Source organism: Parundibacterium terreum (assembly GCF_014636315.1).
GTDB classification, from domain to species: Bacteria; Pseudomonadota; Gammaproteobacteria; order Burkholderiales; family Burkholderiaceae_D; genus Undibacterium; species Undibacterium terreum.
In genome coordinates this window covers 294,358-320,867 of sequence record NZ_BMED01000003.1, presented here as the reverse complement: position 1 = coordinate 320,867, position 26,510 = coordinate 294,358, and the positions used below count along the sequence as shown (strand labels likewise).

The following is a 26,510-nucleotide window of genomic DNA, read 5'->3' as shown; positions in this document are numbered from 1 at the left end:
AATTGAGATCGCTGGCCGGGGGTAGCCCGGCGGCTACTTACCTTCTTTGTCTCGCCAAAGAAGGTAAGCCAAGAAAAGCGACCGCAAGCCTCGCCCTTCGGGTTCCCGATTATGCGGTACAAAAAATGGGAAACAGGCGAAACTCGCCTTCGGCTCAAACACACCTGTTTCTGATCCATTTTCTGTACCGCACAATCGGCGAGGCTCCGAGCGGTTGAACTTCAAAAGCAAGGTCAAAAACCAAATCAAAAACAACGGCAACCAGATTCTCTAAATTTTGCAGAAAATGAATCTGCAAAGTCCGGCAGTCTGATTTTGATGTTGGGGGTTGGAGTTGAAGTTGCTTTTGAAGTACCCCGCTCGGGACGTAGCATTTTGTGCTTTACAGAAAATGGATCAGAAATGAACGTTGTCTGAGCCGAAGGCGAGTTTCGTTCATTTCCCATTTTTTGTAATGCAGCAAAATGTGATGGGGCTGCGCCCCATCACCCGTAGGGCAAGTCTGCGGTCGCCTTTTTTGGCTTACCTTTTTTGGGGGCCGCCGAGGTGCGAAGCAAAAAAGGTAAGTAGCCGCCGGGCTACCCCCGGCCAGCAATCTCAAAACACATTTAAGCTATAAAGCATTAAGCCACCACACCGGCCGGCGAAGCGTGCCCAAGGCATCCCCTACTTCAGCCATCCTCTCCGCCTAAAATACCAAAACGGCGTCACCGCTGACGCCAGCATCAGCACCAGCGCAAACGGATATCCCAAATCCCACTGCAACTCAGGCAATATCTTGAAGTTCATCCCATAGATACTGGCGATCAGGGTAGGCGGCAGGAAGGCAACCGAGGCTACCGAGAAGATTTTGATGATCTTGTTCTGGTTGATGTTGATGAAGCCGACGGTGGCATCCATCAGGAAGTTGATCTTGTCGAACAGGAAGGAGGTGTGGCCGTCCAGCGATTCGATGTCGCGCAGGATCTGGCGCGCTTCTTCAAACTGGTCCGCATTCAGCAGGCGGCCTCGCATCAGGAAGCTGACTGCGCGCCGGGTATCCATCATGTTGCGGCGTATGCGGCCGTTCAAATCTTCTTCCTGCGCGATAGAGTTCAACGCGGCGGCTGCATCCTGATCGGAAAAGTCTTTTTTCAGCACGCTGCGGCTGACGTCTTCCAGGTTCTGGTAAATGCCTTCCAGCGCATCGGCAGAATACTCGGCATCGGTTGCGTACAGGTCAAGCAGCACGTCCTTGTAGTCGGCAATGGAGCCGGGGCGCGAGCGGGCCCGCATGCGTACCAGCCTGAACACCGGCAAGTCCAGCGTATGTACGGAAAACAGGATGTCGCGCGCGAGGATGAAGGCTACCGTCACGATCCTGGCCGGCTCATCATCGTCATCGATCAGGAAATCGGTGCGCAGATGCAGGTCGCCATTGTCGGCTTCGTAATAACGGGCAGAGGCTTCGATGTCCTTGACTTCGTCTTCGCCGGGCAGCGTCACACCGTAGATGCTGCGCACCCAGTCGCGCTCTTCTTCGTTGGGATCCGTCAGGTCTACCCAGACCGGCGCCGTGCTTTCGAGGTCGGCACGGTTTTCGATATTGATCTGGCTCAGGCGCCCGTTTTGCAAGACAAATACGTTAATCATGTGCTGTCGCCCCGCCTCATTTACTTTTTACCGGAAAGTGTTTTTTCCAGTGCTTTATCTTTTAACTGAAGACCGCCTTCACCCTCGGCTTCCGCCGGCAGAGTCTGTTTCGGCGCCTCTATGCCGCGGCTATCATACAGCTTGACGCTGCGGCTATGGCTGCTGCCGCTGCTGGTGCTTCCGGCGCTGCTCTCGTCGCGGCAATCGACATTGGAGTACACCACCTTGCCCGCAATCACGCAGCGACGTACTTCGCTAGCCGTCGGCACGCCAGCCTGCGTCACTGCACCCCTGATCTCCTGCTGGATATTCTCGACCGTTGCCCGCCGGGTCCAGTTATCCCAGATGTCTTGTATAGGCCAATGGCCGTAACGCAGCGAATACAGGAAAGACACTGCAACCAGTGCGACCAGTGACATGAAAACAGCAGTGAACAACAGGCTGACAGCGCCAGCCTCGCGGCCCCCGGTAGTGCGAGGTCTCACGGCAACTCCGCAGCATTCATGCGCCGCAAAATGATGTCTGTGCGCCTTTGCAGATAGGCAGAGCCGGTGTTCTTGTCAAAGAAACGGGGTTTGGGCAGCATCACGGCCAGCTTGGCCGATTGCGCAGGGCCCAGGGCCGCAGCGCTGATTCCATAATAATGCTGCGACGCGGCCTCGGCACCGAAGATGCCGACTCCCCACTCGACCACGTTCAGATAGATCTCCAGTATCCTTTCCTTGTCCATGCAGAATTCCAGCATGTAGGTGATGATCAACTCCTCACCCTTGCGCAGATAGCTGCGCTCGCCGGATAGGAACAGGTTCTTGGCCAGTTGCTGCGTGATGGTGGAGCCGCCGGACACAACCTTGCCCTTCTTCTGGTTCTTTTGATAGGCTTTTTGCATCGCCTCCCAGTCCACGCCGTCATGCTCGGAAAAGGTGTCGTCCTCGGAAGCGATGACCGCGCGTTTCAGATTATTCGAAATGCGCGCATAGGGCACCCATTTGTGCTGCAGCTTCGCATCCGGATTCTTTTCCTGCAAGACTTCCAGTTGGTGCCGCATGAAGCTGGTGGACGAGGGATTATGGTTGATCCACCAGCATATTTGCGCAAAAAAATACGCCTGCACCAGGATAAAAATCAGCAAGGGTGTAAACACCAGCCAGAACAACAAACGGCGCAGGGTCTTCATTGCGCCTCCATCGCTTTGCGCAAATCGGCAAACACTTGCTGTGTCAGCGGCCGCACGCCGCGCCACAGGTGAAAAGCTTCTGCGGCCTGCTCTACCAGCATGCCCAGGCCATCACGCGGCGTGGCACCATGCGAAGACGCAAAACGCAGGAAGGAGGTTGGCTTGCTGCCGTACATCATGTCGTAGGCCAGGCTACCGGCCGCAAAAATACCGGCAGGGACAGGAGGCACTTCATCCTGGATGCTAGCCGAAGTCGCATTGATGATGACATCAAACTGGCCCGACAACATGGAAAACTCACAGGCGGCCACGTTGCCGTGATGGGCCATATCAGCCAGAGCCTCAGCCTTGGATAAAGTACGGTTGGCGATCATCAGCTGCGCCGGCAATTCCGCCAGCAAGGGCAGGATCACGCCGCGCGCGGCACCACCTGCACCGAGCAGCAATACCCTTTTCCCGGCCAGGCTTGCTCCTGCATTGCGGACAATGTCCGCCACTAGGCCTATGCCGTCGGTGTTGTCGCCCAGTATGCGCTCGCCATCAAACTTCAGCGTATTCACGGCGCCTGCTGCCTGCGCGCGCGGCGTCAGTTCTGTTGCCAGTGCAAAGGCTTCCAGCTTGAAGGGCACGGTCACATTTGCGCCCTTGCCGCCAGCCTGGCGGAAGTCTTGCACAGCATCAAAGAAACCGTCCAGCGGCGCCAGCAAATGCCGGTAATCCATCTGCTGCGCAGTCTGCACAGCAAAATTGCCATGGATAAGCGGCGACTTGCTATGCGCGATGGGATTTCCTATCACTACATAGCGGTCTAGCCCGAGCGAAGACTCCTGCATCATCGGTTATCCCCTCCCCGCACCTCGGTTTCCAGCAACTGCTCACGTGTGAACTTGAACTTGGTGGAAAAGATCCATACATGGTCTTTATCGTCTTCCAGCAAGTCGCGTGGAAACACACCAAACGGCGCGGAGCGTTCTATGATGCGCAAGGTCGCCGCATCCAGTGCAGCATTGCCTGAGGATTTGGCGATAGTCGGGCCGCCTTCCCTCTTGTAGATCTGGCCGTTGCGGGAGATCGGTATGTACACGATCAGTTCGCCATACAGCTTCTTGCCGTTATGCACAGGAAAGTTCAGCGTACCTATATTTTCTATCCGCTTCTGCATTTCCTTGTAATAGATCGCATAGCCAACACCCTGCGTGCTGGGACCCAGATAGGTCTTGCGCGGCCGCTTGTTCTGGTCTTCTATGGTCTCGGAAATTTCCGCCACCCTGCGCGCCAGCGCCTTGCTGCTCTCTACCAGGTCACGCGCGACAGGATCAGGCTTGTTTTCCTCGGTCTTGATCTTGTCGCTGATCTGCGGCGATTTCACATCCGTCTTGCGCGCCGCCTGGTCCAGCATCTTTTGCTGCCGGTCTTCCAGCTCTTCTATCCGTTTCTTCGTCACCAGCAAGGTGTCGCCATTCTGGATATTCTTCATGTCCGGCAAAGGCGATTTGGAGCGCCCCGCATCGTTGACACTGCCACCATCCAGGTTGGCTTGTGCCAATGCCTGTGCTTTCAGCGGCTTGGTGTCATGCTTGGCATTGACCAGGATGATTTCCAGGCCGGGATCATCCGGTTGCGCCTTGTCCGGCGCCGGTTCGCTAAAATGCAATAACAGGGCCACGCCGTGAAAAACCAGCGAGATTACTATGGCCGTCGTCAGGATCAGGTTTTTAAATAAGGCGTCCACAAATAATTTGGATAAGTTTTTATATTCGTATGTATGTCTATACGTTCATTATTCCGCTACCGGCGTATCTGTCTCGCCATTTTTCTCGATGCCTGCTCCGTCAGCCGTCTGTTCCGCGATTTCTTCGGCAGCAGCAGCGGCTTCGTCGCCTAGCAAGGTATCGTCCAGCACTACATCCGGCGGAGTATCTGCATCCGTTTCCAGATCGTCCTCGGCATCGCCCAGATCATCGGCAACGGTCGTCAGCATTTCCAGCAGGCGCGCTTCCACGCTCAGATCCAGCTCATCCCAGCGCAGCAAATCCAGCTTCACCTGGGCGCCGCGAGCCATCTGCGGCATGCCGGGCAGGCGTATGATCAATGGAATATCGACCAAACGCAATACTTCGTCCTTTAATACCACAGCATCGACCTGGCGCGCGTTTTCCTGCGCCAGCCAGCGCAGGCACCAGTAGCGCTCCATATTGGTCTGGAAATCGCCGTAGGCCGAGTAGGCAGCGTCAAAGCCGGACACGATCGCGAACAGGTCCGCATCCTTGGGTTTGAAGGTAGCCACCAGCGGCGCAGTCACGCCATGCTCGACACATGCAATGATCTGCCACTGGTTGACCAGATCGGTATAACGGCGCAACGGCGACGTGCTCCACGCATACTGGTCCACACCCAGGCCCTGGTGCGGCGCTGCATGGGTGACCATCCTGACCTGCATCTTCGCCGCCCAGCCGCCGCTACCGCCGCCCTGGCTGCGGTAAATGCCGGGTATGCCGTGCTCGTGCATCAGCTTGCCCCAACTGCTGTTGGCAAAGATCATCAGTTCGGCAACGATCTTGTCCAGCGGCGCACCGCGTTTGCGGCGCACGATGGAGACAACGTCGTCTTCGACATAGAAATTGAAATCGACGCGATTGGTCTGCTCCGGCTTCAGGCCGAAACCCTCGCGCTTCACCATACGGCCCTTTTCCAGCACCTGCGCCCATTGCCACAGCACGGCGATTTCTGCCTTGTGCGGGTATTCGCCGGCGCCGCTGGCCAGGTGCTCCTCAGTGACCAATGCATCCAGGTCGTTGTGGCGCAGGTTGGACGCCATCGGTATCGCTTCTACCTTGGTTTCGGTTGAAACAACGGTCCATTCCTGCGTATCCAGCGTGACATACAGCGACAGCGCCGGGCGGGTCTGACCCGCACCCAGTGTATAGGTCTCGACCAGTTCGTCCGGCAGCATCGTGATCTTGTCACCCGGCATATATACCGTGGACATGCGGCCTCTGGCGATATGGTCCAGCGCATCGTCGCGCTTGATACCCAGTGCCGGTGCGGCAATATGGATACCTACGCGTATCTTGCCGTCAGCCAGCGTGACGACAGAGAATGCATCGTCAATCTCGGTTGTGGTGACGTCATCAATAGAAAAGGCCTGCACATCCGCCACCGGCAGATTGTCCGGCAGCGACGGGATAGGCGCTACAGGGAAGGCCGTGCCCTTTGGAAAGCTGTCGAACAGGAATTTGGACAGGTGGTAGTCCTTGGCTGTCGCCAGGCCGCCATTACCCAGCATCAAACGAGGCGGCGAGGTCTGCAAAGCATCGCAAGCCTCGACCATCGCCTTGTACTCTATGCTGTTCTTGTCCGGCTTGAACAATAGTTGCAGCACCAGCGGTTTCAAGGCGTCAGGCAGGCGCTGCTGTTTCAATTCCTCGACATAGGCCGCCTGGATGATGGCTTGCTGCTTTTTCTTTTCTATGCCGGCCAGCGCGGCTTTCAAGGAAGCTTCAGGCGCCGCCTTGTAGCGGCCACGACCTTTTTTGTAAAAGTAGATAGGCGAGGTATGCAGCGCCAGAATCAGGCCGGCAGCTTCTTCAGGCTTGGGAGCATGGCCGAAATATTCGGCGCCCAGCTCGGCAAAACCGAATTCTTCTTCGCCGGCGACTTCCCATAAGAATTCCAGGTCGATGTCGGCAGCGGCGGCTTTTGCCTGCTCCATCAGGCTGACAGGATCGGGCGAAGTAAATTGCAGCAGCACGTCCTTGGCCTTGACCTTGTTGCGCTTGCCGCTGGCCATTTCTACCTGGTAAGCCTCGCCTGCCTGCGACAACACCGATCCCGCTTTGAAATCGCCTGATTCTTCAAAAAATAAATTCATTCAACACATCTTTTCTATACAAACTAAACGGCTATCTGTTTATTGCCTGCTTGCCGTACCTAGTGATCTTCCCTCGGCCTTTGGAATAGATCCAAAGCCCCTCTTTATTCCCTGTACTTCCCTATACTGCTGGCAGACGGGCGCGCTACCACAGCCTGATAGGGCTATTTTAGTCCAGCAATCTGCGGCAAAAATACTTCTGTCACCAGCAAACAGGCACCCTTGCGCCAGAACAACGAGCGCCGAGCCAGCAAGCTCTGCTGCTGCGATACCGGCAAGTCCAGTGCCAGCATCCGCCGCACCAAGGGATGCGCATGCCTCAGCCGCGCATACGCCAGGCTGCCGCGTATTACCCGCGGGTCATTGAACAAGGTTGTGCCAAGGGACTTTTCCCCCAGCCCATGAAACAGCGGCCATTCATTGGCAGTTGCCGTCAATGGCACGACCGTATGCGCATATACCATGGGTCTGCCGTCGCAGCACAACAATACCTGCCGTTCGTGCACCTGCATGCGCCTGTGCAAACCCAGCTCTGCATATTCATCCGCCAGGCAAAGCGCCTTGCGCTGGCTCAGCCGCCTTACCCGGAACTGTTCGCAACGGTCCAGCAATTTGGCCGTCAGCGAGCCCCTGTCTGTCAGCCAATGCTGCATATCCGCGGGCGCCTGCACGCCATTTACTTCCGAATGCCAGCGCGCCAGGCTTGTTCCGTCTACTCTCAATTGCAATACGCTACCTGCCGTCACAAAAAGCCACTACCTGTTCCAGGTAATGCGAAAAATCCGATATGCCATGATCGCTGCCTTCAATCACATGCTGCCTGGCACCAGGATAATGTGCGGTCATCTCGCGCCAATCCAATACCTCGTCGCCGGTTGCCGCCAGTAAGAAATACCGCTGCGGCTGCGTGATCGCGGCCACTTCATAGGCCTGCAGTTCCGCCACATATTCCTGCTTGAATTCAAAAACCTCGTCGCTATGGTAGGCAGTCGTCACACCCACATATTTTTCCAGATCGCGCGGCGGCCTCACTGCGGGGTTCAACAGCGCAGCCTTGCAAGCATATTTTTCTGCCAGCCAGGTCGCGTAGTAGCCGCCCAGTGAGGAACCTATCAGCGTGACATCCCGTGCAACATCCGCACAGGCATCGAGCAGCTGCTCGGCCTGCCTGATCGCCAGCAACGGCGACGCCGACAGTTGCGGACACAGGTATTCGTCGCCACGGCCCTGCGCCTGCATATACTCTGCTATCAGGCGCGCCTTGAAAGACTGCGGCGATGAACGAAAGCCGTGCAGGTACAGTATCATTTGGCTGCGGCCGGTATTGCCGGTATCGCCTGCCCTGCCAGCGCGTCAAGCAATTTCTGGTGCACGCCGCCAAAGCCGCCATTGCTCATGACCAGCACATGGTCGCCCGGTTGCGCCGCCTTGACGATGGAAGCGACCAGGCTAGGGATATCGCTATAGGCGCTGGCCTTGTTGCCCAGAGGGCTCAGTGCCTCGCCCAGATCCCAGCCCAATGCATCCTTGCCCGTGCTTGCGCCATAGCCGAATACCAGGTCCGCCTGTGCCAGGCTGCCCGGCAATGCCTGCTTCATCGTTCCCAGCTTCATCGTATTGGAGCGCGGCTCCAGCACGGCCAAGATCCTGCCCTGGCCTATCTTCCTGCGCAATCCCTCTACCGTGGTCGTCACGGCAGTCGGGTGATGGGCAAAATCGTCCAGCACAGTAATATCGTTCACCACGCCGCGCACTTCCATACGGCGCTTGACGTTGACAAACTGTGCCAGCGCTTCTATCGCCAGTGCCGGCGCTACGCCTACATGCCTGGCGGCGGCGATTGCAGCCAGCGCATTCATGCGGTTATGCGCGCCGTTCAATTGCCAGCGCACTGTCCCCTGCAAACTGCCGTCAAAATAGACCTCGAAATCTTCACCATCCTGCAGCTTCAGGCTCCAGCCCTGCTCCGTCTCGCTGCCGAAAAATTCTTTTTCGCTCCAGCAGCCGCGCTTCAGCACATTCTGCAGCGAAGGTTCCTGTGCATTGACAATCAGGCGGCCGACGCCGGGCACGGTCCTGACCAAATGGTGGAACTGGGTTTCTATCGCGCCTACATCCGCGAAGATATCGGCATGATCGAATTCCAGATTGTTCAATACCGTGGTTTTGGAATGGTAATGCACGAACTTGCTGCGCTTGTCGAAGAAGGCCGTATCGTATTCATCGGCCTCGATCACGAAGAAGTCGGATTGCTGGCCGGCACCGCTCAGCCGCGCAGAGATGCCAAAATTCAGAGGCACGCCGCCGATCAGGAAGCCTGGCGCGTAGCCGGCAGATTCCAGTATCCAGGCCAGCATTGCCGACGTGGTGGTCTTGCCGTGGGTACCCGCCACTGCCAGCACCCAGCGGTCGCGCAGGATATGGTCGCCCATCCATTGCGGGCCGGATATATAAGGCAGGCCGCGGTTTAATATTTCTTCCATCAGCGGATTGCCGCGCGAAATCACATTGCCGATCACAAACAAGTCAGGCTGCAGGTGGATTTGCTCGGGGCCGTAGCCCTCAGTCAGCTCTATGCCTTGCGCCTGCAACTGCGTGCTCATGGGCGGGTAGACATTGGCATCGCAACCGGTCACCTTATGTCCGGCCTCCTTCGCCAGCACTGCCAGACCGCCCATGAAAGTACCGCAAATACCTAGTATGTGAATATGCATATTTAATTGATAAGGAAATCTTTGATCAGCCAGCCGCCTGAAACTTTTATGCCGCCCGTACGCTCCAAGCAAAACAGGCCAAATTCCAGAATCCCGCAATTCTACCTGACGGGGATAAGCAGAGGCAGACTTTAAGAGTCTGGGCTATTATTCTGGAACCCGTTCTACAAATCACAAATAGTCCAGCCATGCTCAATTACCCTAGTGATGCCGAAATGCTGCGTAGCGAAATTGCTATGCTGGCAGCCCGCATGATCGCGGAAGACGGCGCCGACTATGGCTCCGCCAAGCGCAAGGCTGCCAAGCAGATATTGGGCAACAAGAAGCCGAAAGGCGACATCTTGCCCGACAATAGCCAGATAGAGCAGGAAGTCCGCGAATACAATGCGCTGTTTTTCGGCGATACCCAGCCGCAGCGCCTGTTGCTGTTGCGGCAAATTGCACTCGGCCTGATGCTGGAGCTGGAAAGATTCCAGCCCTACCTGACCGGCGCGGTATTAAACGGCACTGCCGGCCAGCATAGTGACATCCATTTGCAGCTATTTACCGACAATACCAAGGATGTGACTATCTTCCTGCTGAACAAGGACGTCAATTTCGAGGTCTCGGAAACTGTCAGCAGCCGCAACGAGATGATAGAAACCCTGAGTTTCCTGCACCAGCAGGAAGGCGTGCATCTGGCGCTTTATAACACCGACGACCTGCGTTCCGGCGGCCGTACCGAACGCGCCAATATCGCTGCAGTACGCAGCCTGATCCAAGACAGCACTATAGAAAGCACCGCAGAATGAAAAAAAGTTTTATCGCCAGCGCCGCCGTCGTGGCCATCCTGTTTGCCGGCATCGGCGTCTATCTGGGCAATAAGCACACTACACCAGCCAAGCCGCAATCTCCTGCCATCCAGCAATTGATGACGATGACCCTGTCGGATAGCAAGGGTCAGCAGCAAAAATTATCTCAATGGCAAGGAAAATTCCTGGTCGTGAATTTTTGGGCAACCTGGTGCGGGCCCTGCGTGCAGGAAATGCCTGAGTTGTCTGCCTTGCAAAATGAACTGGCTGCCAAAAATATTCAATTGCTGGGCCTGGGCATAGACAGCCCAAGCAATATTGCCGAATTTGCAAACAAATACAAAATCACCTATCCGCTGTTTGCAGCCGGCATGGAAGGCACCGAACTCTCGCGCCAGCTGGGCAATCAGGCTGGCGGACTACCGTTCACCGTGCTCATCGCACCGGACGGGAGCTTAGCAAAAAGCTATTTAGGCCGCCTGAAAATGGACGAATTACGTGCCGATATAACAAAACTGACTATGTAAGACAGCGATTTTTCCTTGCCAATCGGGGGTAAATGGCGGCAAAATGCGCCTATCGTCGATGAACCAATTGGTATTATGGCAAGTAACATCCTGCTGCTCAACGGACCAAACCTGAACCTGCTCGGCACCAGAGAGCCCGAGGTCTATGGTTATACGACGTTGGCAGACGTGGAATCGGCAGCCAGGCAACAGGCAGAAGCTGCCCATGCCAGGCTGCATACTTTCCAGAGCAATCACGAGGGCATGCTGATAGATCGTATCCATGCTGCCCGTGATGAAAAGGTAGATGCCATCATTATCAATCCGGGTGGATTGACCCATACCAGCGTCGCATTGAGGGATGCGCTAGCCGGTGTGGCGATACCATTCATTGAAGTGCATATTTCCAATGTGCACCAGAGAGAGGCATTCCGCCACCACTCTTTTCTGTCTGCGATTGCCACAGGCGTTATTTGCGGCCTAGGCACAGACGGTTACCGACTGGCGATTGACTTTGCATTAAAAAGTCTTTAAATTCGTCCATCTTCACGCAATTTGCCGATATTGGCTTATAATCGCGCCCTACGATTGCCAATCGCCATTTTGTCGATTGTGCATCCAATAATTTAAAAACCATTATTCCCAGGGGAATTCCACATGGATTTAAGAAAACTAAAAACCTTGATCGACCTCGTTGCCGAGTCTGATATTGCAGAACTCGAAGTGACTGAAGGCGAAGGCAAGGTTCGCATCGTTAAAACTTCTGCAATACCCCAGAATCAAGTAGTCATGATGCAGCCGCAAGGCATGCAGCAAGCGATGCCTGCGGCAGCCCCTGTAGCCGCCGCGCCAGTTGCTCCGGCAGCACCGGCTGCCCCAGAAGGCCATATCGTCAAGTCCCCTATGGTAGGCACTTTCTACCGCTCCTCCGCTCCAGGCGCTTCGCCTTTCGTGGAAGTCGGCAGCAGCGTGAAGTCCGGCGACACCCTGTGCATCATCGAAGCCATGAAGCTTTTGAATGAAATCGACAGTGACACGACCGGCGTAGTAAAACAGATCCTGGTAGAAAACGGTCAGCCAGTCGAATATGGTCAACCTTTGTTTGTGATTGGCTAAACGCCTTGCGGCCGCATTTGCGGCTGGTATGAACTCCGGCGTTGTTCAGCAGCATTATCTCTGCACCGCAATCAAGCGCTGCAATCACTACAGATTAATACTATGTTTGAAAAAATTCTTATCGCCAACCGTGGTGAAATCGCGCTCCGTATCCAGCGCGCATGCCGCGAGATGGGCATTAAAACGGTGGTTGTCCACTCCGAGGCCGACCGCGAAGCCAAGTACGTCAAACTGGCAGACGAATCGGTCTGCATCGGTCCAGCCCCTTCCAACTTAAGCTATCTGAGCATGCCCGCCATCATCAGCGCGGCAGAAGTCACTGACGCTCAGGCTATTCATCCGGGCTACGGTTTCCTGTCTGAGAACGCCGATTTTGCAGAGCGCGTGGAGCAATCCGGCTTTGTCTTCATCGGCCCTCGCGCAGAATCCATCCGCATGATGGGTGACAAGGTATCGGCCAAGCATGCAATGATCAAGGCGGGCGTACCTTGCGTACCAGGTTCCGAAGGCGCATTGCCGGATGATCCTAAAGCGATTGTCCAGATCGCGCGCAAGGTCGGCTACCCTGTCATCATCAAGGCAGCGGGCGGCGGCGGTGGACGCGGCATGCGCGTGGTGCATACCGAAGCGGCACTGCTGAACGCCGTGACGATGACCAAGGCAGAAGCCGGCGCAGCCTTCGGCAATCCAGAAGTCTATATGGAGAAGTTCCTGGAGAATCCACGCCACGTGGAAATCCAGATCCTGGCCGACGAGCATAAAAATGCGATCTGGCTGGGCGAGCGCGATTGCTCGATGCAGCGCCGTCACCAGAAGGTGATAGAAGAAGCACCGGCGCCAGGCATTCCCCGCAAGATCATAGAAAAAATCGGTAACCGCTGTGCAGAAGCCTGCCGCAAGCTGGGCTACCGCGGCGCGGGCACCTTTGAATTCCTGTATGAAAACGAGGAATTCTATTTCATCGAAATGAATACCCGCGTACAGGTAGAACATCCGGTCACAGAAATGATCACCGGCGTCGATATCGTGCAGGAACAGATACGCATCGCTTTCGGCGAAAAACTGCGCTATCGCCAGGCAGATATCGAATTGAAAGGCCACTCCATAGAGTGCCGTATCAATGCCGAAGACCCGTTCAAGTTTACGCCTTCCCCGGGACGCATCGTTTCCTGGCACGCACCGGGCGGCCCTGGCATACGCGTGGATTCGCACGCTTATGCAGGCTATTTCGTACCGCCGAATTACGACTCCATGATAGGCAAGGTGATTTCTTACGGCGCAACCCGTGAGCAAGCCATCAAGCGCATGCAGATCGCGCTGTCCGAAATGGTGGTTGAAGGCATACAGACTAATATCCCGCTGCACCGCGAACTGATGATCGATGCCCGCTTTATCGAAGGCGGCACCAATATCCATTACCTGGAACAGAAGCTCGCCGACAAGCCGGATTTGCCTAAAGACGCCAAAGCCGGCAAGAAATAAGCAAGCACCGAAACAAGCGGCGGTAACAGAAGTAAACCTGGAGAAGTAAAGTAATGGGCTGGATAGAAATTGTTATTGAAGTTGCACGCGAGCACGCAGAGCCGCTTTCCGATGCTTTGATGGAAGCGGGCGCCTTATCGGTGTCTGTAGAAGACGCCGATGAAGGTACCGATGCGGAGAATCCCCTGTTCGGCGAACCCGGCATGGAGCCGGACGAAACCGCATGGGATCGCAGCCGTGTGGTTGCATTGGCCGATATCGACAGCGATCATGCTGCGATCGTGGCCGATGCCGCCGCCGCAATTTCACTGGCAACGACACCAGCCTATACGACACGCTCCGTGGAAGAACAGGATTGGGTGCGTCTGACCCAATCCCAGTTCGAGCCTATTCATATAGGCAAGAATATCTGGGTCGTGCCTAGCTGGCACGATGCCCCTGACCCCGATGCCCTGATACTGGAGCTGGATCCCGGCCTCGCCTTCGGCACCGGCAGCCATCCGACCACACGCCTGTGCATGGAATGGCTGGAAGCCAATGCACCGAAGGACCTGACCGTACTCGACTACGGCTGCGGTTCCGGCATCCTGGCGATGGTCGCGCAAAAACTGGGCGCAAAGGATGTCGTCGGCGTCGATATCGATCCGCAAGCGATAGAATCTGCGCGCTACAACGCGGAACGCAACCACTGCGAAATCCATTATGCGTTGCCGGAAGATTTTTCGGTTACCCATCCTGCCAGCCACAAGTTTGACGTGGTGGTCGCCAACATCCTGTCCAGCCCGCTGAAACTGATGGCGCCGATGCTGTCGGGCCGTTTGGCTGCAGGTGGCTCGCTGATTTTATCCGGCGTACTGTCAAGGCAGGCAGAAGAAGTCGCCGCAGCTTACGCTCCCTATATCAAGCTGTCGGTATGGGCCGAGCATGAAGGCTGGGTTGCCTTGTCCGGCAAGCTGGCAACCTAGACCAACATCACAAAGACGAGATGGCCCTCGCCACCCAATGCCCCCACTGTCAAACGACCTTCAGGGTCGCCAATGACCAGCTAAAACTGCACGCAGGCATAGTCCGTTGCGGTTCCTGCCAGCAGATTTTCAACGGTATAGAGCATTTGGTGGCGCCGGGCGCAACACCCGCCACTCCGGCTACGCCTGCTGCACGAACCACGCCAGCGATACCGGAACCGGTAGCCGCCGCAGCAGCAGCAACAACCGCTGCCGTAGCACATACAGAATCACCAGCACCCGCCGAAGCCGATTCCCTGGATTTTGACCTGGGTATTTTCGACGACAATCCGCTTCCACTGGCAAAAAGCCCGGCTAAGCCTGTTGAGGAAAAACGCGAGCCCAAGCTGGAACCGATATTGGAACCAGCGCCCGAAGCCGCCGCAGTGTCGCTGGCTGACGAGGATGCGGAGCTGCAGCAGCGCATGGCTTTGCTGGCCGCTGCCGAAGAAGACTGGTCAGTTTCGGATGAGGGCGTCGTCGCCAAGACAGAAGAACCGCCGGAAGACCCGCCGCTGACGCCGGACGCAGATGAATTCCAGCCCGCTCTTCATGCAGGGCTGGTATCCGAACCCTCCGGCAGCTCCGAGTATGCATTGCCTGCCGCACCTGCGGCCGACATCAAACACGAAGAATCTGAATTCGAACCTGAGTTTGAGCCAGAATTCCTGTCGGAATTCGAGAGCGTATTCGAGGAAGAGATCGGTACCGAAGCTGTGCAGGACAATATGCAAGACCATGCACAGGCGGTCTCACTGGCGGAGCCGGAAGATGATCCGGCACCGGATGAATTGCAGACTGATGAAGGCAATGCGGAGGAAGCGGACGCGCAATTGCTGCTGGCCGATACCGCACATGCTGGCGATGAAGGCGCGGCACCGGAAACCCTGGATGCAGATGCAGAAGAAGCATTGGAAGCTGCGTCTGTCCATCCGGAACTGATCGACGAACAAGTATCCAGCCTGTCTGAATCCGAGGCGCCCGCTTTTGTCTTGCAGGCAGAACGCAGGCAGGCACGCAGCAAAGCTGTGCGCATCACAATGGCAGTACTGTCGGTACTGCTGTTCTTCGGCCTGCTGGCCCAGGTCACCTACACCATGCGCAATCAACTGGCCGCGTGGTTCCCGCAAGCCCGGCCTGCATTGGCGGATGCCTGCAAGATACTGAATTGCCAGATCACGCTATTGACGCAGATAGACGCGATCTCGATGGAATCCAACGAGTTGCAGGCGCTGGCACCCAACAAGAATGTGTTTTCGCTGGTGCTCCTGCTGCGCAACAAGGGCAGCACCACGCAGGCCTGGCCCATGCTGGAACTGACGCTGGACAATGACAAGGAGCAGCCTGTGCTGCGCAAGGTCTTCACGCCGGCCGAGTATCTGGCCAATAAGTCTGACCTAATCAAAGGTTTTGCCGGCTCATCCGAGCAACCGGTCAAATTGTATTTTGAACTGGAAACCATCAAGGCAGCCGGCTACCACGTCTGGCTGTTCTATCCCTAAAAGCCTGGACCGGTCCTACAGCGATCCAGGCGGTTTGGCGCTACAGGAACGAACAGCCATCGCCGCTCAAACTTTCAAAGCCAACGCCAACTGCGCTCCCACCCTCGCATTATTTTTGACCAGCGCAATATTGGTCGCCAGGCTGCGGCCGCCGGTTAACTGCTTGATGCGATCCAGCAGGAAAGGCGTCACGGCCTTACCGGCCACGCCCTGCTGATCCGCTTCCTGCAAAGCCTGCTGCGTGATCGCATCGATCTCTTCCTTCGGCATCGCGTCGCTTTCAGGCACAGGATTGGCGATCACGATACCGCCGCGCAGACCTAGTTGCCATTTGGTACGGATGAAATCTGCCTGCTGTGCTGCGCTATCCAACTGGAAATCGGCGTTAAAGCCGCTATCGCGCGTAAAAAACGCAGGGAACTGCTTTTGACCGACGCTGACCACCGGCACACCATGGGTTTCCAGATATTCTAGGGTCAGCCCCAGATCCAGTATCGATTTGGCGCCTGCGCACACCACCGCTACCGAAGTCTGCGCCAGCTCCTGCAAATCGGCCGAGATATCGAAGCTGGTTTCCGCACCTCTATGCACGCCGCCTATGCCGCCGGTAACGAATACCTTGATGCCCGCCAGCTCGGCGCAGATCATCGTTGCCGCTACCGTCGTGGCGCCAAATTGCCCGGTCGCCAGCACATAAGGCAGATCACGCCGGCTGACTTTCATCACATTCGGCGTCGTCCCCAGCAACTCCAATTCATCCGGCGACAGGCCGACCCGGATCTTGCCGCCTATGATCGCGATGGTCGCCGGTACCGCGCCGGCATCACGTATGATCTGCTCTACTTCGCGCGCAGTCTGTACGTTTTGCGGATACGGCATGCCGTGCGAAATAATCGTGGACTCCAGCGCCACAACAGGCTTGCCGGCAGCACGCGCCTGCAATACTTCTTCCGAATACACCAGGTAATTCTGCATTTTCTATTCCTCTATACGTTCAAACAATTTTCAAATCTTGGTAACTACGCCAATAATTCAGCCAGGCTGGCCGGCGTCAGATCCGTGCACACGGTTGCAGCGCTTTGTATTGTCATTGCAGCCAGCGTCAGCCCGTGCCGGCAAGCCAGCGCCAGGTCACCTGGCTCGCGGCTCAGCGACCAGCATACGGCGGCAGAAAATGCATCGCCGGCACCGGTCACGTCAACAACAGCGACCTTGGGCGCCGCCAGCCTCTGCACGCCGAGCGGCGACGTATTTGGCGACGTATACAGCACGCCGTCGCCGCCAAAAGTAACGATCAGGTCTTGCGCGCCCTGCTGCTGCACCACACGGCAAGCTTCGGCGATCTGCTCTTCATTTTCTAATGTCTTGCCGACGCGCGCCTCCAGCTCGCCCTGGTTCAGGATCAGCAGACGCAGGCCATGCAGGTCTGCCGGCAGGCGCGCCATCTTCGGTTGCGATACCGCCACCAATACCAGCGGGACGGCATCGCGTGCAGCATCCTGCAGCAAGAGCCGGATACTGGCTTCAGGCAAGTTCAGGTCGGCAATGGTCATGGCAGCTGCGGCGCGCTGCGGCTGCCGCGATGCCAGGAACTGCGGCGTCAGCTCATCACACAGTTGCATATGAGACAGGGCCAATACCATCTCTCCAAGATCATCCAGCACTGCTGTATAACTGCCGCTGGCACTACCCGCCAGTTGCAGGCTGCCGCGCATGTCCATTCCCACTGACTCTGCCTGCGCCAGCATGGCCTGCGCCGCAGCGTCGTCGCCCAGTGCCGTCAGCAGGCTGACCGGTGCGCCAAGCCGCGCCAGGTTTTCTGCAATATTGCGCGCTACCCCGCCCAGGCTCTCATGCTGAGAAACGGGATTGGAGGTGCCCATCTGCAAAGCCCCCAGCGTACGTACCTTGCGGTCCATATTGGCACCGCCTATACAGACAACAGGATTTTCACCCGGCAGCACATAGGCGCGCCCAAGTATCCTGCGCTCGCGTATCAGGCCCGCAATATAGCCGGCCACCGCTGAACGCGACAATTGCAGCTGTCCGGCCAGCTCTTGTTGCGATATGAAAGGGTTGGCCTGTATCAACTGGAATAGCTGGTCTTTTTTTGAAACATCCGTCACGGTGCAGGGTCTTATCGAAGAAGAAAGTGGAAAAAAAGAGAGTAGGAATTCGCGGTTGTCGCGACTCAAACAGCCAAATAAAACATTAGTTTATCACGCACGACATTTGTTTATTGATGAATGGGCTAAGTTATTTTCCCTCACCAAAATAATGCAGGATGCCTAATTGTTTTGGGGAATGCGTCTAAAAAGTAAAACCTGAGGAATTAATTCTTGACTTGCTTTGCCGCGCCATAGTTAAATAGAGAATCGGCTACGCAAACGATTGCGCGGCCTATTTTTTTGTCTTTTAGCAGCAATGCGAAATCCCGTTCTTCGCTGAAAACAGCATGAACTTTCGCTGATCTTGCTTGATCTTTACCCGTTTTTTGGCCAGTCCTCTGGCTTTGCCTTTTTGCGAGAACTTAAATGAAGCCACGCATCGCTGTTGTTGGTAGCGTCAACATGGATCTGGTGTTTCGTACACCGCGCATGCCAGCCCTAGGTGAGACTTTAAGCGGTCATGAATTCCGGCAAATTCCCGGCGGCAAGGGTGCCAACCAGGCTGTTGCCGCTGCGCGCCAGGGAGCCGATGTAGCCTTTATCGGCCGCGTAGGCGATGACGGCTTCGGCCAATACTCTTTGCGCTGCCTGGCAAATGACGGCATCGACGTCAGCAACCTGTCTGCAGTAGTGGATACCGCCACCGGTGTAGCCGGCATCATCGTGACCGACCAGGGCGACAACAGCATCGTGCTGGCCGCCGGCGCCAATGCATCGCTGTCGGCGGAAGACGTAGAAGCGGCATTGCCCGCCATCTCCTCCGCACAACTGCTGGTGTGCCAGCTGGAAACTCCTCTTTCTACCGTCACCCGTGCCATCCAATTGGCAAAGCAGCATGGCGTCAAAGTCATCCTGAATCCTGCGCCAGTACAGGCGCTTAGCGATGATTTGCTGAAGCAGGTGGACTATTTGGTCGTCAATGAAACCGAGGCATCCCAATTAAGCGGTATCCAGGTCAGCAATCAGGAAAGCGCACAGCGCGCCTCGGAGCAACTGCTGCAACGCGGCGTCGCCGTCGTATTGCTGACCATGGGCGAGCATGGCGTGTGCATCACGGAACAAGGCGGCAGCCAGTTCATCGCCGCTATCAAGGTTGATGTCGTGGATACCACCGCCGCAGGCGATACCTTTGTCGGCGCATTTGCGGTCGGCATCGCCAAGGGACTGGATATCCGCACCGCCAGCATGGAAGCGCAATATACCGCAGCCCTGACGGTGACCAAGCTGGGAGCCCAGACTTCTATTCCGCAACGCAGCGAGGTGGAGCAGTTCATGCAAAGCCGGGCGGCTGTCTAGGCCTGGGCCCGAAGGCAAGGAAAGCCTGTGTGGAAGCCGGCACTACGTATATGGAAGCTCGCACTACGTCGCTGGCTGCAATCTTTTATAATGCGTTCCGCAAGCATGCAGCCTGATTGCGCAGGCTTGATGGGATTGCAAGTAGGCTGCTTTAGTCTTGATTAGCGTTTCAGCAAGCCGCTATTGCCCCATTTGCAAGACGTCGGCAGCCTGCGGACCTGAAACAATTCGACGAAGCGGGCAGGACGAAGTAATCAGAAATTGACTGCCTTTACTTGAAAAATGATAAACAAAGTCGCGCCGCCGTGCTTTTCTGGCAGACTTCGTGCTAGCTTGCTGAAGGCGTCCATTTTGCTGTGAAAGCACTGGGCGGAATTTCAGTGGTTCGGGAAATTTTAAGCAATCTTTAGGCAATATCGCGCGGACGGATATCATCCGGTGCCGCAATCTCTCAATAACCTTTATCGAGATTAGGATTACAAATGAATTTGAACGTAAAACTCAATCGCCTTTGCTTCGCCGTTGCGGCCCTGTTCAGTGCCGGCGCCGTAGTCAATGCGTACGCAGCCGATCCTAAACTGGCGGTGGTCTACGATGCGGGCGGCAAGTTCGACAAATCGTTCAATCAGTCCGCTTCCGAAGGCGCAAGCCGCTTCAAGCAGGAAACCAAGATCAACTTCCTGGAAGTACAGGTCAGCAGCGATACCCAGACCGAGCAGGTATTGCGCAACCTGGCCCGCAAGAACATGGATCTGATCGCCGCCATCGGCTTTGCACAAGGCCAGGCTGTACAGACAGTCGCCAAAGAATTTCCAAAAGTGAAATTTGTCGTCATTGACAGCGTGGCTGCAGGCCCCAACGTCAACTCGGTGCTGTTCAAGGAGCAGGAAGGCTCCTACCTGGTAGGCGTGGCGGCAGCGCTGGCCAGCAAGACCAAGAAAGTCGGCTTTGTCGGCGGCATGGATATCCCGCTGATACGTTCGTTCGCCTGCGGCTATGCGCAAGGCGCGAAATCGGTGGATGCAAAAATCGACGTGACCCAGAACATGGTGGGCACAACGCCAACTGCATGGAACGATCCGGCCAAGGGCAGCGAACTGGCGCGCGCGCAGTTTGAACGCGGTGTGGACGTGGTATTCGCAGCCGCCGGCGGTAGCGGCATGGGCACGCTGCAGGCAGCCAAGGAAAAAGGCAAGCTGGCCATCGGCGTCGATTCCAACCAGAACTACCTGCATCCGGGCACGATGCTGACTTCGATGATGAAGCGTGTGGACAATGCCGTGTATGACAGCTTCATGCAAGTCAAAAACGGTACTTGGCAAGCCGGCGTCACCAACAAGGGCCTGAAAGAAGGCGGCGTGGACTGGGCACTGGACAAGGATAACCGCAGCCTGATCAGCGCCGACATGGAAAAACGCATCAACGCAGCCAAGCAGGACATCGTCAGCGGCAAGGTCAAAGTAGTTGACTACCGCGAAAACAATAAATGCCCTATCTGATTTAGCAAACCAGCGACCCGACCGAGGATATGCGGCAAGAACCCAGAGCTTTTGCCGCATCCATGCCCCTCCCTGAACCTACTTAGTGATCAGCATGCAGCCAGCAGTAGAATTTCGACATATTTCCAAACGCTTCGGAGCAGTGCAAGCGAATGCCGATGTGAGTTTTTCCATCGCGCAGGGATCGATACATGGCGTGATCGGCGAGAACGGTGCAGGCAAGTCAACGCTGATGAGCATTCTGTATGGCTATTACAAGTCCGACAGTGGGCAGATACTGCTGAATGGCGAAGAGCGCCACATCCGCAGCAGCCAGGAAGCGATACGCCTGGGCATAGGTATGGTGCACCAGCATTTCATGCTGGTGGAAAACATGACGGTGCTGGACAACGTCATGCTTGGTTCTGAAGGCGGTGTGCGCCTGAAGGCCCATCGCAAGGACGTGGAAGCCAAGCTGAGGGAAATCTGCCAGCGCTATTCGCTGGATATCGATCCGCTGGCAACCATACAGGACTTGTCGGTCGGCGCGCAGCAAAGGGTGGAAATCCTGAAGCAGATTTATCGCAGCGCCAACATCCTGATCCTGGATGAGCCCACCGCGGTGCTGACGGTACAGGAAACCGAATCGCTGTTTGAAGTGTTGCGCCTGTTCAAGCAGCAGGGCAAGACCATCGTATTGATCACGCACAAGCTACAGGAAATCCTGGCCATCACGGACAACGTGACGGTGATGCGCGCCGGACGCGTGGTCGGTGCGGTGCAGACAGCCAATACCAATAAGGAAGAGCTGGCCAATATGATGGTCGGCCGTCCTATAGAAACCCAGTTGCCGCGCGCGCCCTACAACCCGGGCGCCACCGTGCTGACCGTGGAAGGCCTGAACCTGCAGAACGGCCAGAACGTGACGCTGCTGGACAATATCAATTTTAATATCCGTGCCGGTGAAATCGTCGCGATCGCCGGGGTCTCCGGCAACGGCCAGACTGAATTGCTGGAAGTGCTGAGCGGCATGCGCCTGCCCAGCAAGGGCAAGATCAGTTTCCTCGACAAGCTGCTGCCGTTTGGCCGCCGCCGCGATGCCGACGGCCTGCCTGCGGAATTCCGCCAGCTCGGCATTTCGCATATACCGGAAGACCGCTTGCGCGACGGCGTCGTCAAGGACTTTTCGGTGATGATGAATCTGATGCTGGGCTACCAGCGCAAGGCCAGCAAGGGTTTCGGCCTGATCGATTTCAAATCGGTGATGCGCCGCTGCGCTGACCTGCTGAAGATGTTTGACGTGCGCCCGGCCAACCCCGGCTTGCGCATCGCCCTGCTGTCCGGTGGCAACCAGCAAAAAGTGGTCATCGCGCGCGAAATGGAAGCCGCGCCGAAGCTGATGCTGGTTGGCCAGCCTACCCGCGGCGTGGACATAGGCACGATAGAAAGCATACACGCGCAGTTGCTGAAGATGCGCGACTCTGGCGTAGCCATCCTGCTGGTATCGGTGGAACTGGAAGAAGTGAAATCCCTCGCCGACCGCATCCTGGTCATGTGCGGTGGACGCATTACCGGCGAGCTGGCCGCCAATGAATTTGATACAACCAAAATAGGCTTGATGATGGGGGGCCTGAATAAATGAGTACGAACGATCTCCCGCGCTGGGCCACCGCTGTAGTCTTGCCGGTACTGAACCTGCTGTCCGCCCTGCTGGTGGCGGCACTGGTGATCTACCTGCTGGGTGAAAATCCGCTGGAATCGCTGGGCATCCTGGTCAATAGCGCCGTGATGAACCCGGAAGGACTAGGTTATACGCTGTTTTACGCCAGCACCTTTATCTTCACCGGCCTGTCGGTATCGATCGCCATGCAAGCCGGCCTGTTCAATATCGGTTCCGAAGGCCAGATGTATCTGGGCGGCCTGGGCTTGACCATGGTCATCCTGTGGCTGGATTCCAGCCTGCCGGCCTGGGCCCTGATCCCGCTGGCGATGCTGGGCAGCGCCTTGTTCGGCGCAGCATGGGCATGGTTGCCGGCTTACCTGCAAGCCAAACGCGGCAGCCATATCGTCGTGACGACGATCATGTTCAACTTCATCGCTGCCAGCCTGATGAACTTCATCATCGTTACCTATCTGATTCCTGCGGGTCAGCAAAATCCGGCCAGCCGCCTGTTTGCAGAAACCGCATGGCTGCCCAAGATCAGCTCCTGGTTCCCTATCCTTGGCGACACGCCGCTGAATATCAGCTTCCTGCTGGCCCTGCTGGCGCTGGTGATCTACGGCGTCGCCGTATGGCGCTCTTCCTGGGGCTACCAGTTGCGCGCTACCGGCCTGAACAAGCACGCTGCGCACTATGCAGGCGTTTCCATTACCAAGATGATCATCGTCGCAATGCTGATTTCCGGCGCGCTGGCGGGCCTAGGTTCGGTCAACGCATTGATGGGCTCTACCCATTACCTGGCGCTGAACTTCCCGGCTGGCGCCGGCTTCATCGGGATTGCGATTGCGCTGATGGGCAGGCAGCATCCGGTCGGCATCCTGCTGTCATCTATTTTGTTCGGCGCGCTGATACAGGGTGGCTTCGACCTGTCGCTGGAAAAATCGAACATTCCGCCTGAAACCTTTATTTTCATCCAGGGCCTGATCATCCTGTTTTGCGGCGCCATGGAAAACTTCTATGCGCCGGCCATCGTGGCCCTGATTAAACGCTTACCCTCACGTTCCAAGTGACAGCCATGTTTGAAGACTTTCATCTAGCCAGCATCCTGGTTTCCACCATACGCAATGCGCCGGTACTGATATTCGCCGCGATGGCCGGCCTGTTTGCAGAACGCAGCGGCGTGATCGATCTCGCACTGGAAGGCAAGATGCTGGCCAGCGCCTTCGTTTCCGCGTCGGTCGCGTATGTAACCCAAAACCCCTGGCTGGGCATCGCCGCGGGCATAGGCATCTCCCTGGTGATCGCCTTGCTGCAGGGTTATGTCAGCATCACGCAACGTGGCAATCAGCTGGTTGCCGGTATCGCCATCAATATTGCCGTCAGCGGCCTGTCTTTTGTGCTGGCGCAATTCTTTTTCGGCCAGGGCGGACGTACGCCGGACCTGGGCCAGGCGCGCCTGTTCGACATCATCTTGCCGGGTACGGATGCAGTGGCCAATATTCCTTTCCTGGGCTGGTTTTACGGCAAGCTGATAGGCGGCCACACCGCGCTGGTCTATCTGGCATTTGCGCTGATCCCGGTTGTGCACTGGACCATCTACCATAGCCGCTTCGGCCTGCGCCTGCGCGCAGTGGGTGAAAACCCGCACGCGGCCGATGCCGCCGGTATCCATGTGGAGCGCACCCGCTTCCTGGCAATGATGTGCGCCGGCGTACTGTGCTCTTTCTCCGGCGCCTACCTGGCCATTGTGCAAAGCGGCTTCTTCCTGCGCGACATGTCGGCCGGTAACGGCTTCCTGGCCTTGACCGCGCTGGTATTCGGCAACTGGCGCCCGCTGTACACCGCCATGGGCTGCCTGATGTTCGGTTTTTTCGCTGCGCTGCAAATCCAGATGGAAGGCGTAGAATTGCCCGGCATAGGCAAGATCCCCGGCTCGCTGATACAGATGATTCCTTATGTTGTCACAGTCATCGTGCTGGCAGGTTTCATGGCCAAGTCGGTGGCGCCCAAGGCAATCGGCATACCTTTCGTCAAGTCACGCTAAGAATCACACTAAAGCAATCTAAAGCACACAAGTTCCTAAGGCCTCCTTGAACCGGGTCCACTTAAGACAAACTCTGGTATTAGGTTCAGTAACACGGCTAGTACCAGAATAGTTAGGAGAATGAATATGCAAAATGTCACAGCAAAACATAAGGTCATCTTTGACACCGATCCAGGTGTCGATGACGCAATGGCGCTGTACTTTGCGTTGGCTCACCCGGACATCGACCTGATCGGTATCACGACGACTTTCGGCAATGTCACGGTAGAGCAGGCAACCATCAATGCCCTGTACCTGACCCGTATCGCCGGCCGTGAAATTCCTGTCGCCCAGGGCGTGCCTGTGCCTTTCGCCAAGGCTCCCGGCGTTCCTCCCGCATTTATCCACGGCGCCGACGGCCTGGGCAACCTGCCTAGCCGCGTGACCGTAGAAGGTAAGGCAGAAGAACGCAGCGCGGCTGAATTTATCGTCGATATGGCGCGCAAGCACCCAGGCGAAATCACGCTGGTCGCAGTCGGCCCGCTGGGCAACCTCGGCCTGGCACTGAAGCTGGAACCCAAGCTGCCCAAGCTGCTGAAGCAAGTGGTCTTGATGGCGGGCACGGTCGATGAACCCGGCAATGTATCGCCGGTGGCAGAAGCCAATGTATGGAACGATCCTGATGCAGCGGACCTGGTATTCACTGCAGGCTGGGACCTGACCATGGTAGGCCTGGATGTCACGCACCGCGTGGTATTGATGTCCAGCTTCTTCAAGCGTCTGGCAGAACAGCATAAGCATGTGGCGATGGACACCTTGTCGCACGCAGTGAATTTCTACAGCGATTTCTATAGCAGCATCCGTCCTAACATGGGCCACGGCTGCTTCGGCCACGATGTACTGGCTTTTGTATGGCTGGTCGCACCGGAAATGTTCAAGACCAAATCCGGCCGCGTGCGCGTGGCAATGGATGGCATCGCCAACGGCCAGACCATGATGGACAAGATAGGCACCATCCCTTATCCGCAAGCCGGCTGGGAAAAAGACAAACCGGAAACGCGCGTCTGCATGGAAGTCGATGCCAAAGCTTGCGAAAACCTGATCGATCAAACCCTGAGCAGCGGCTGGTTGTTGCCTGCGCTGACCAAGTAACGATCAACATCGGAGGCAAATCATGCATATAGAACCTGTTGATTACCTGGCACCGGATGCAGCACAGAAGTTTACTGAAAGCCTGCACCGCACCGGCTTTGGCGTACTGAAGAACCATCCGCTGTCGCAAGCAACGCTGGAAACCATCTACAAGGAATGGTACGACTTCTTCCAGACCGACGCCAAGAGCAAATACGCCTTCCATCCGGAAAAGATGGACGGCTATTTCTCGCCCAAGGTATCGGAAACCGCCAAGGGCAACACCAAGCGCGACCTGAAAGAGTTTTACCACATCTACCCTTGGGGCCGTTTCCCGGCAGAAGTGTCGGAAGCTGCACGCAAATACTATGACGACGGCGCCAAGCTGGCGGCAGAACTGTTGCAATGGGTGGAAGACCACACACCGGCAGACATCAAGGCCAAGTACTCCATGCCTTTGTCGGACATGATCACCGGCAGCGAACAGACCTTGCTGCGCGTACTGCATTACCCGCCACTGACCGGTGATGAAGAGCCGGGCTCGGTACGTGCCGCAGCGCATGAAGACATCAACCTGCTGACCATCCTGCCTGCGGCAACGCAAGCCGGCCTGCAAGTGCAGGGCAAGGATGACAAGTGGTTTAACGTACCTTGCGATTTCGGCATGCTGGTCGTCAACATCGGCGACATGCTGGATGAAGCATCGGAAGGCTACTATCCTTCTACCAGCCACCGTGTGTTGAACCCGACCGGCGACGAAGCGAAGAAATCGCGCGTGTCGCTGCCGCTGTTCCTGCACCCGCGCCTGGACGTAAAACTGTCCGACCGCTACACCGCCGGCGAGTACCTGGAAGAGCGCCTGATAGAACTGGGTGCCAAGAAACCGAAGCAGTAATCGGCAAATAAGAAATGCGGCCTGTTGGCCGCATTTCATTTCCTGGCAAAGCATCCGTACCGCA

General features: G+C 56.5%; 25 protein-coding genes. 14 read left to right on the top strand and 11 right to left on the bottom strand.

From position 1 onward, the window contains the following. Window positions 1-666: 666 nt before the first annotated feature. From corA to mpl, 9 genes are all read right to left on the bottom strand, one after another. Complete coding sequence (gene corA, locus IEW12_RS16140; RefSeq protein ID WP_188567116.1) at window positions 667-1,632, bottom strand: magnesium/cobalt transporter CorA; 966 nt, start codon at window positions 1,630-1,632, stop codon at window positions 667-669. Window positions 1,633-1,652: 20 nt separating this feature from the next. After that, window positions 1,653-2,117 carry a hypothetical protein gene (locus IEW12_RS16135; protein WP_188567115.1) on the bottom strand — a complete coding sequence of 155 codons (465 nt, stop codon included), beginning with the start codon at window positions 2,115-2,117 and terminating at the stop codon, window positions 1,653-1,655. Then, on the bottom strand, window positions 2,114-2,809 hold the full coding sequence (gene mtgA / locus IEW12_RS16130; protein WP_188567114.1) for a monofunctional biosynthetic peptidoglycan transglycosylase: 696 nt from the start codon (window positions 2,807-2,809) through the stop codon (window positions 2,114-2,116). The genes IEW12_RS16135 and mtgA overlap by 4 nt, the downstream gene beginning before the upstream one ends. Further along, a complete protein-coding gene (aroE, locus tag IEW12_RS16125; protein ID WP_188567538.1) occupies window positions 2,806-3,642 on the bottom strand; it encodes a shikimate dehydrogenase in 837 nt (278 codons plus the stop codon). The genes mtgA and aroE overlap by 4 nt, the downstream gene beginning before the upstream one ends. Then, the gene (locus IEW12_RS16120; protein WP_188567113.1) at window positions 3,642-4,541 is read right to left on the bottom strand and encodes a TonB C-terminal domain-containing protein; all 900 of its coding nucleotides are present in this window, start codon (window positions 4,539-4,541) and stop codon (window positions 3,642-3,644) included. The genes aroE and IEW12_RS16120 overlap by 1 nt, the downstream gene beginning before the upstream one ends. 48 nt (window positions 4,542-4,589) lie before the next feature. Beyond that, window positions 4,590-6,680: a ribonuclease catalytic domain-containing protein gene (locus IEW12_RS16115; RefSeq protein ID WP_188567112.1), complete on the bottom strand. Its 2,091-nt coding sequence runs from the start codon at window positions 6,678-6,680 to the stop codon at window positions 4,590-4,592. Between the two features lie 164 nt (window positions 6,681-6,844). Then, complete coding sequence (locus tag IEW12_RS16110) at window positions 6,845-7,426, bottom strand: chorismate--pyruvate lyase family protein (RefSeq protein ID WP_229751154.1); 582 nt, start codon at window positions 7,424-7,426, stop codon at window positions 6,845-6,847. Then, complete coding sequence (locus IEW12_RS16105; protein ID WP_188567111.1) at window positions 7,413-7,988, bottom strand: YqiA/YcfP family alpha/beta fold hydrolase; 576 nt, start codon at window positions 7,986-7,988, stop codon at window positions 7,413-7,415. Before IEW12_RS16105 ends, IEW12_RS16110 begins: the two co-directional genes overlap by 14 nt. Continuing rightward, window positions 7,985-9,394, bottom strand: coding sequence for a UDP-N-acetylmuramate:L-alanyl-gamma-D-glutamyl-meso-diaminopimelate ligase (gene mpl / locus IEW12_RS16100; protein ID WP_188567110.1), 1,410 nt, complete (start codon window positions 9,392-9,394; stop codon window positions 7,985-7,987). The genes IEW12_RS16105 and mpl overlap by 4 nt, the downstream gene beginning before the upstream one ends. Before the next feature lie 188 nt (window positions 9,395-9,582). Between mpl and IEW12_RS16095 the strand changes: the two genes are divergently transcribed. The 7 genes from IEW12_RS16095 (at window position 9,583) to IEW12_RS16065 (ending at window position 15,795) form a co-directional block, all read left to right on the top strand. After that, window positions 9,583-10,185, top strand: coding sequence for a hypothetical protein (locus IEW12_RS16095; RefSeq protein WP_188567109.1), 603 nt, complete (start codon window positions 9,583-9,585; stop codon window positions 10,183-10,185). Next, window positions 10,182-10,712, top strand: a complete 531-nt coding sequence (locus IEW12_RS16090) for a TlpA disulfide reductase family protein (protein ID WP_188567108.1) — start codon at window positions 10,182-10,184, stop codon at window positions 10,710-10,712. The genes IEW12_RS16095 and IEW12_RS16090 overlap by 4 nt, the downstream gene beginning before the upstream one ends. A 75-nt stretch (window positions 10,713-10,787) precedes the next feature. Then, window positions 10,788-11,225 carry a type II 3-dehydroquinate dehydratase gene (gene aroQ, locus IEW12_RS16085; protein ID WP_188567107.1) on the top strand — a complete coding sequence of 146 codons (438 nt, stop codon included), beginning with the start codon at window positions 10,788-10,790 and terminating at the stop codon, window positions 11,223-11,225. Window positions 11,226-11,348: 123 nt separating this feature from the next. After that, window positions 11,349-11,807 (top strand): acetyl-CoA carboxylase biotin carboxyl carrier protein, encoded by a 459-nt coding sequence (gene accB, locus IEW12_RS16080; RefSeq protein ID WP_188567106.1) that lies wholly within the window; start codon window positions 11,349-11,351, stop codon window positions 11,805-11,807. Between the two features lie 102 nt (window positions 11,808-11,909). Further along, window positions 11,910-13,289 (top strand): acetyl-CoA carboxylase biotin carboxylase subunit, encoded by a 1,380-nt coding sequence (gene accC, locus IEW12_RS16075; protein ID WP_188567105.1) that lies wholly within the window; start codon window positions 11,910-11,912, stop codon window positions 13,287-13,289. Window positions 13,290-13,342: 53 nt separating this feature from the next. After that, the gene (prmA, locus tag IEW12_RS16070; protein WP_188567104.1) at window positions 13,343-14,254 is read left to right on the top strand and encodes a 50S ribosomal protein L11 methyltransferase; all 912 of its coding nucleotides are present in this window, start codon (window positions 13,343-13,345) and stop codon (window positions 14,252-14,254) included. 20 nt (window positions 14,255-14,274) lie between these two features. Then, entirely contained in the window at window positions 14,275-15,795 is a 1,521-nt protein-coding gene (locus IEW12_RS16065; RefSeq protein ID WP_188567103.1) for a DUF3426 domain-containing protein, read from the top strand. Window positions 15,796-15,861: 66 nt separating this feature from the next. Here the strand turns inward: IEW12_RS16065 and IEW12_RS16060 are convergent, their stop codons facing one another. Both IEW12_RS16060 and IEW12_RS16055 read right to left on the bottom strand, forming a co-directional pair. Then, on the bottom strand, window positions 15,862-16,770 hold the full coding sequence (locus IEW12_RS16060) for a pseudouridine-5'-phosphate glycosidase (protein ID WP_188567102.1): 909 nt from the start codon (window positions 16,768-16,770) through the stop codon (window positions 15,862-15,864). A gap of 44 nt (window positions 16,771-16,814) precedes the next feature. Further along, on the bottom strand, window positions 16,815-17,921 hold the full coding sequence (locus IEW12_RS16055; protein ID WP_188567101.1) for a carbohydrate kinase: 1,107 nt from the start codon (window positions 17,919-17,921) through the stop codon (window positions 16,815-16,817). A gap of 408 nt (window positions 17,922-18,329) precedes the next feature. Here IEW12_RS16055 and rbsK point away from each other — a divergent pair, with 408 nt between their 5' ends. From rbsK to IEW12_RS16020, 7 genes are all read left to right on the top strand, one after another. Continuing rightward, complete coding sequence (gene rbsK, locus IEW12_RS16050) at window positions 18,330-19,259, top strand: ribokinase (RefSeq protein ID WP_188567100.1); 930 nt, start codon at window positions 18,330-18,332, stop codon at window positions 19,257-19,259. 482 nt (window positions 19,260-19,741) lie between these two features. Beyond that, entirely contained in the window at window positions 19,742-20,758 is a 1,017-nt protein-coding gene (locus IEW12_RS16045) for a BMP family lipoprotein (protein ID WP_188567099.1), read from the top strand. Window positions 20,759-20,852: 94 nt separating this feature from the next. Next, window positions 20,853-22,379 carry an ABC transporter ATP-binding protein gene (locus IEW12_RS16040; protein ID WP_188567098.1) on the top strand — a complete coding sequence of 509 codons (1,527 nt, stop codon included), beginning with the start codon at window positions 20,853-20,855 and terminating at the stop codon, window positions 22,377-22,379. Then, a complete protein-coding gene (locus tag IEW12_RS16035; RefSeq protein ID WP_188567097.1) occupies window positions 22,376-23,467 on the top strand; it encodes an ABC transporter permease in 1,092 nt (363 codons plus the stop codon). The genes IEW12_RS16040 and IEW12_RS16035 overlap by 4 nt, the downstream gene beginning before the upstream one ends. Window positions 23,468-23,472: 5 nt before the next feature. Continuing rightward, complete coding sequence (locus IEW12_RS16030) at window positions 23,473-24,441, top strand: ABC transporter permease (RefSeq protein ID WP_188567096.1); 969 nt, start codon at window positions 23,473-23,475, stop codon at window positions 24,439-24,441. A 126-nt stretch (window positions 24,442-24,567) separates the two neighbouring features. Beyond that, the gene (locus IEW12_RS16025) at window positions 24,568-25,572 is read left to right on the top strand and encodes a nucleoside hydrolase (RefSeq protein ID WP_188567095.1); all 1,005 of its coding nucleotides are present in this window, start codon (window positions 24,568-24,570) and stop codon (window positions 25,570-25,572) included. Window positions 25,573-25,594: 22 nt separating this feature from the next. Then, window positions 25,595-26,446 (top strand): isopenicillin N synthase family dioxygenase, encoded by an 852-nt coding sequence (locus tag IEW12_RS16020; RefSeq protein ID WP_188567094.1) that lies wholly within the window; start codon window positions 25,595-25,597, stop codon window positions 26,444-26,446. The last annotated feature ends 64 nt before the right edge of the window (window positions 26,447-26,510 follow it).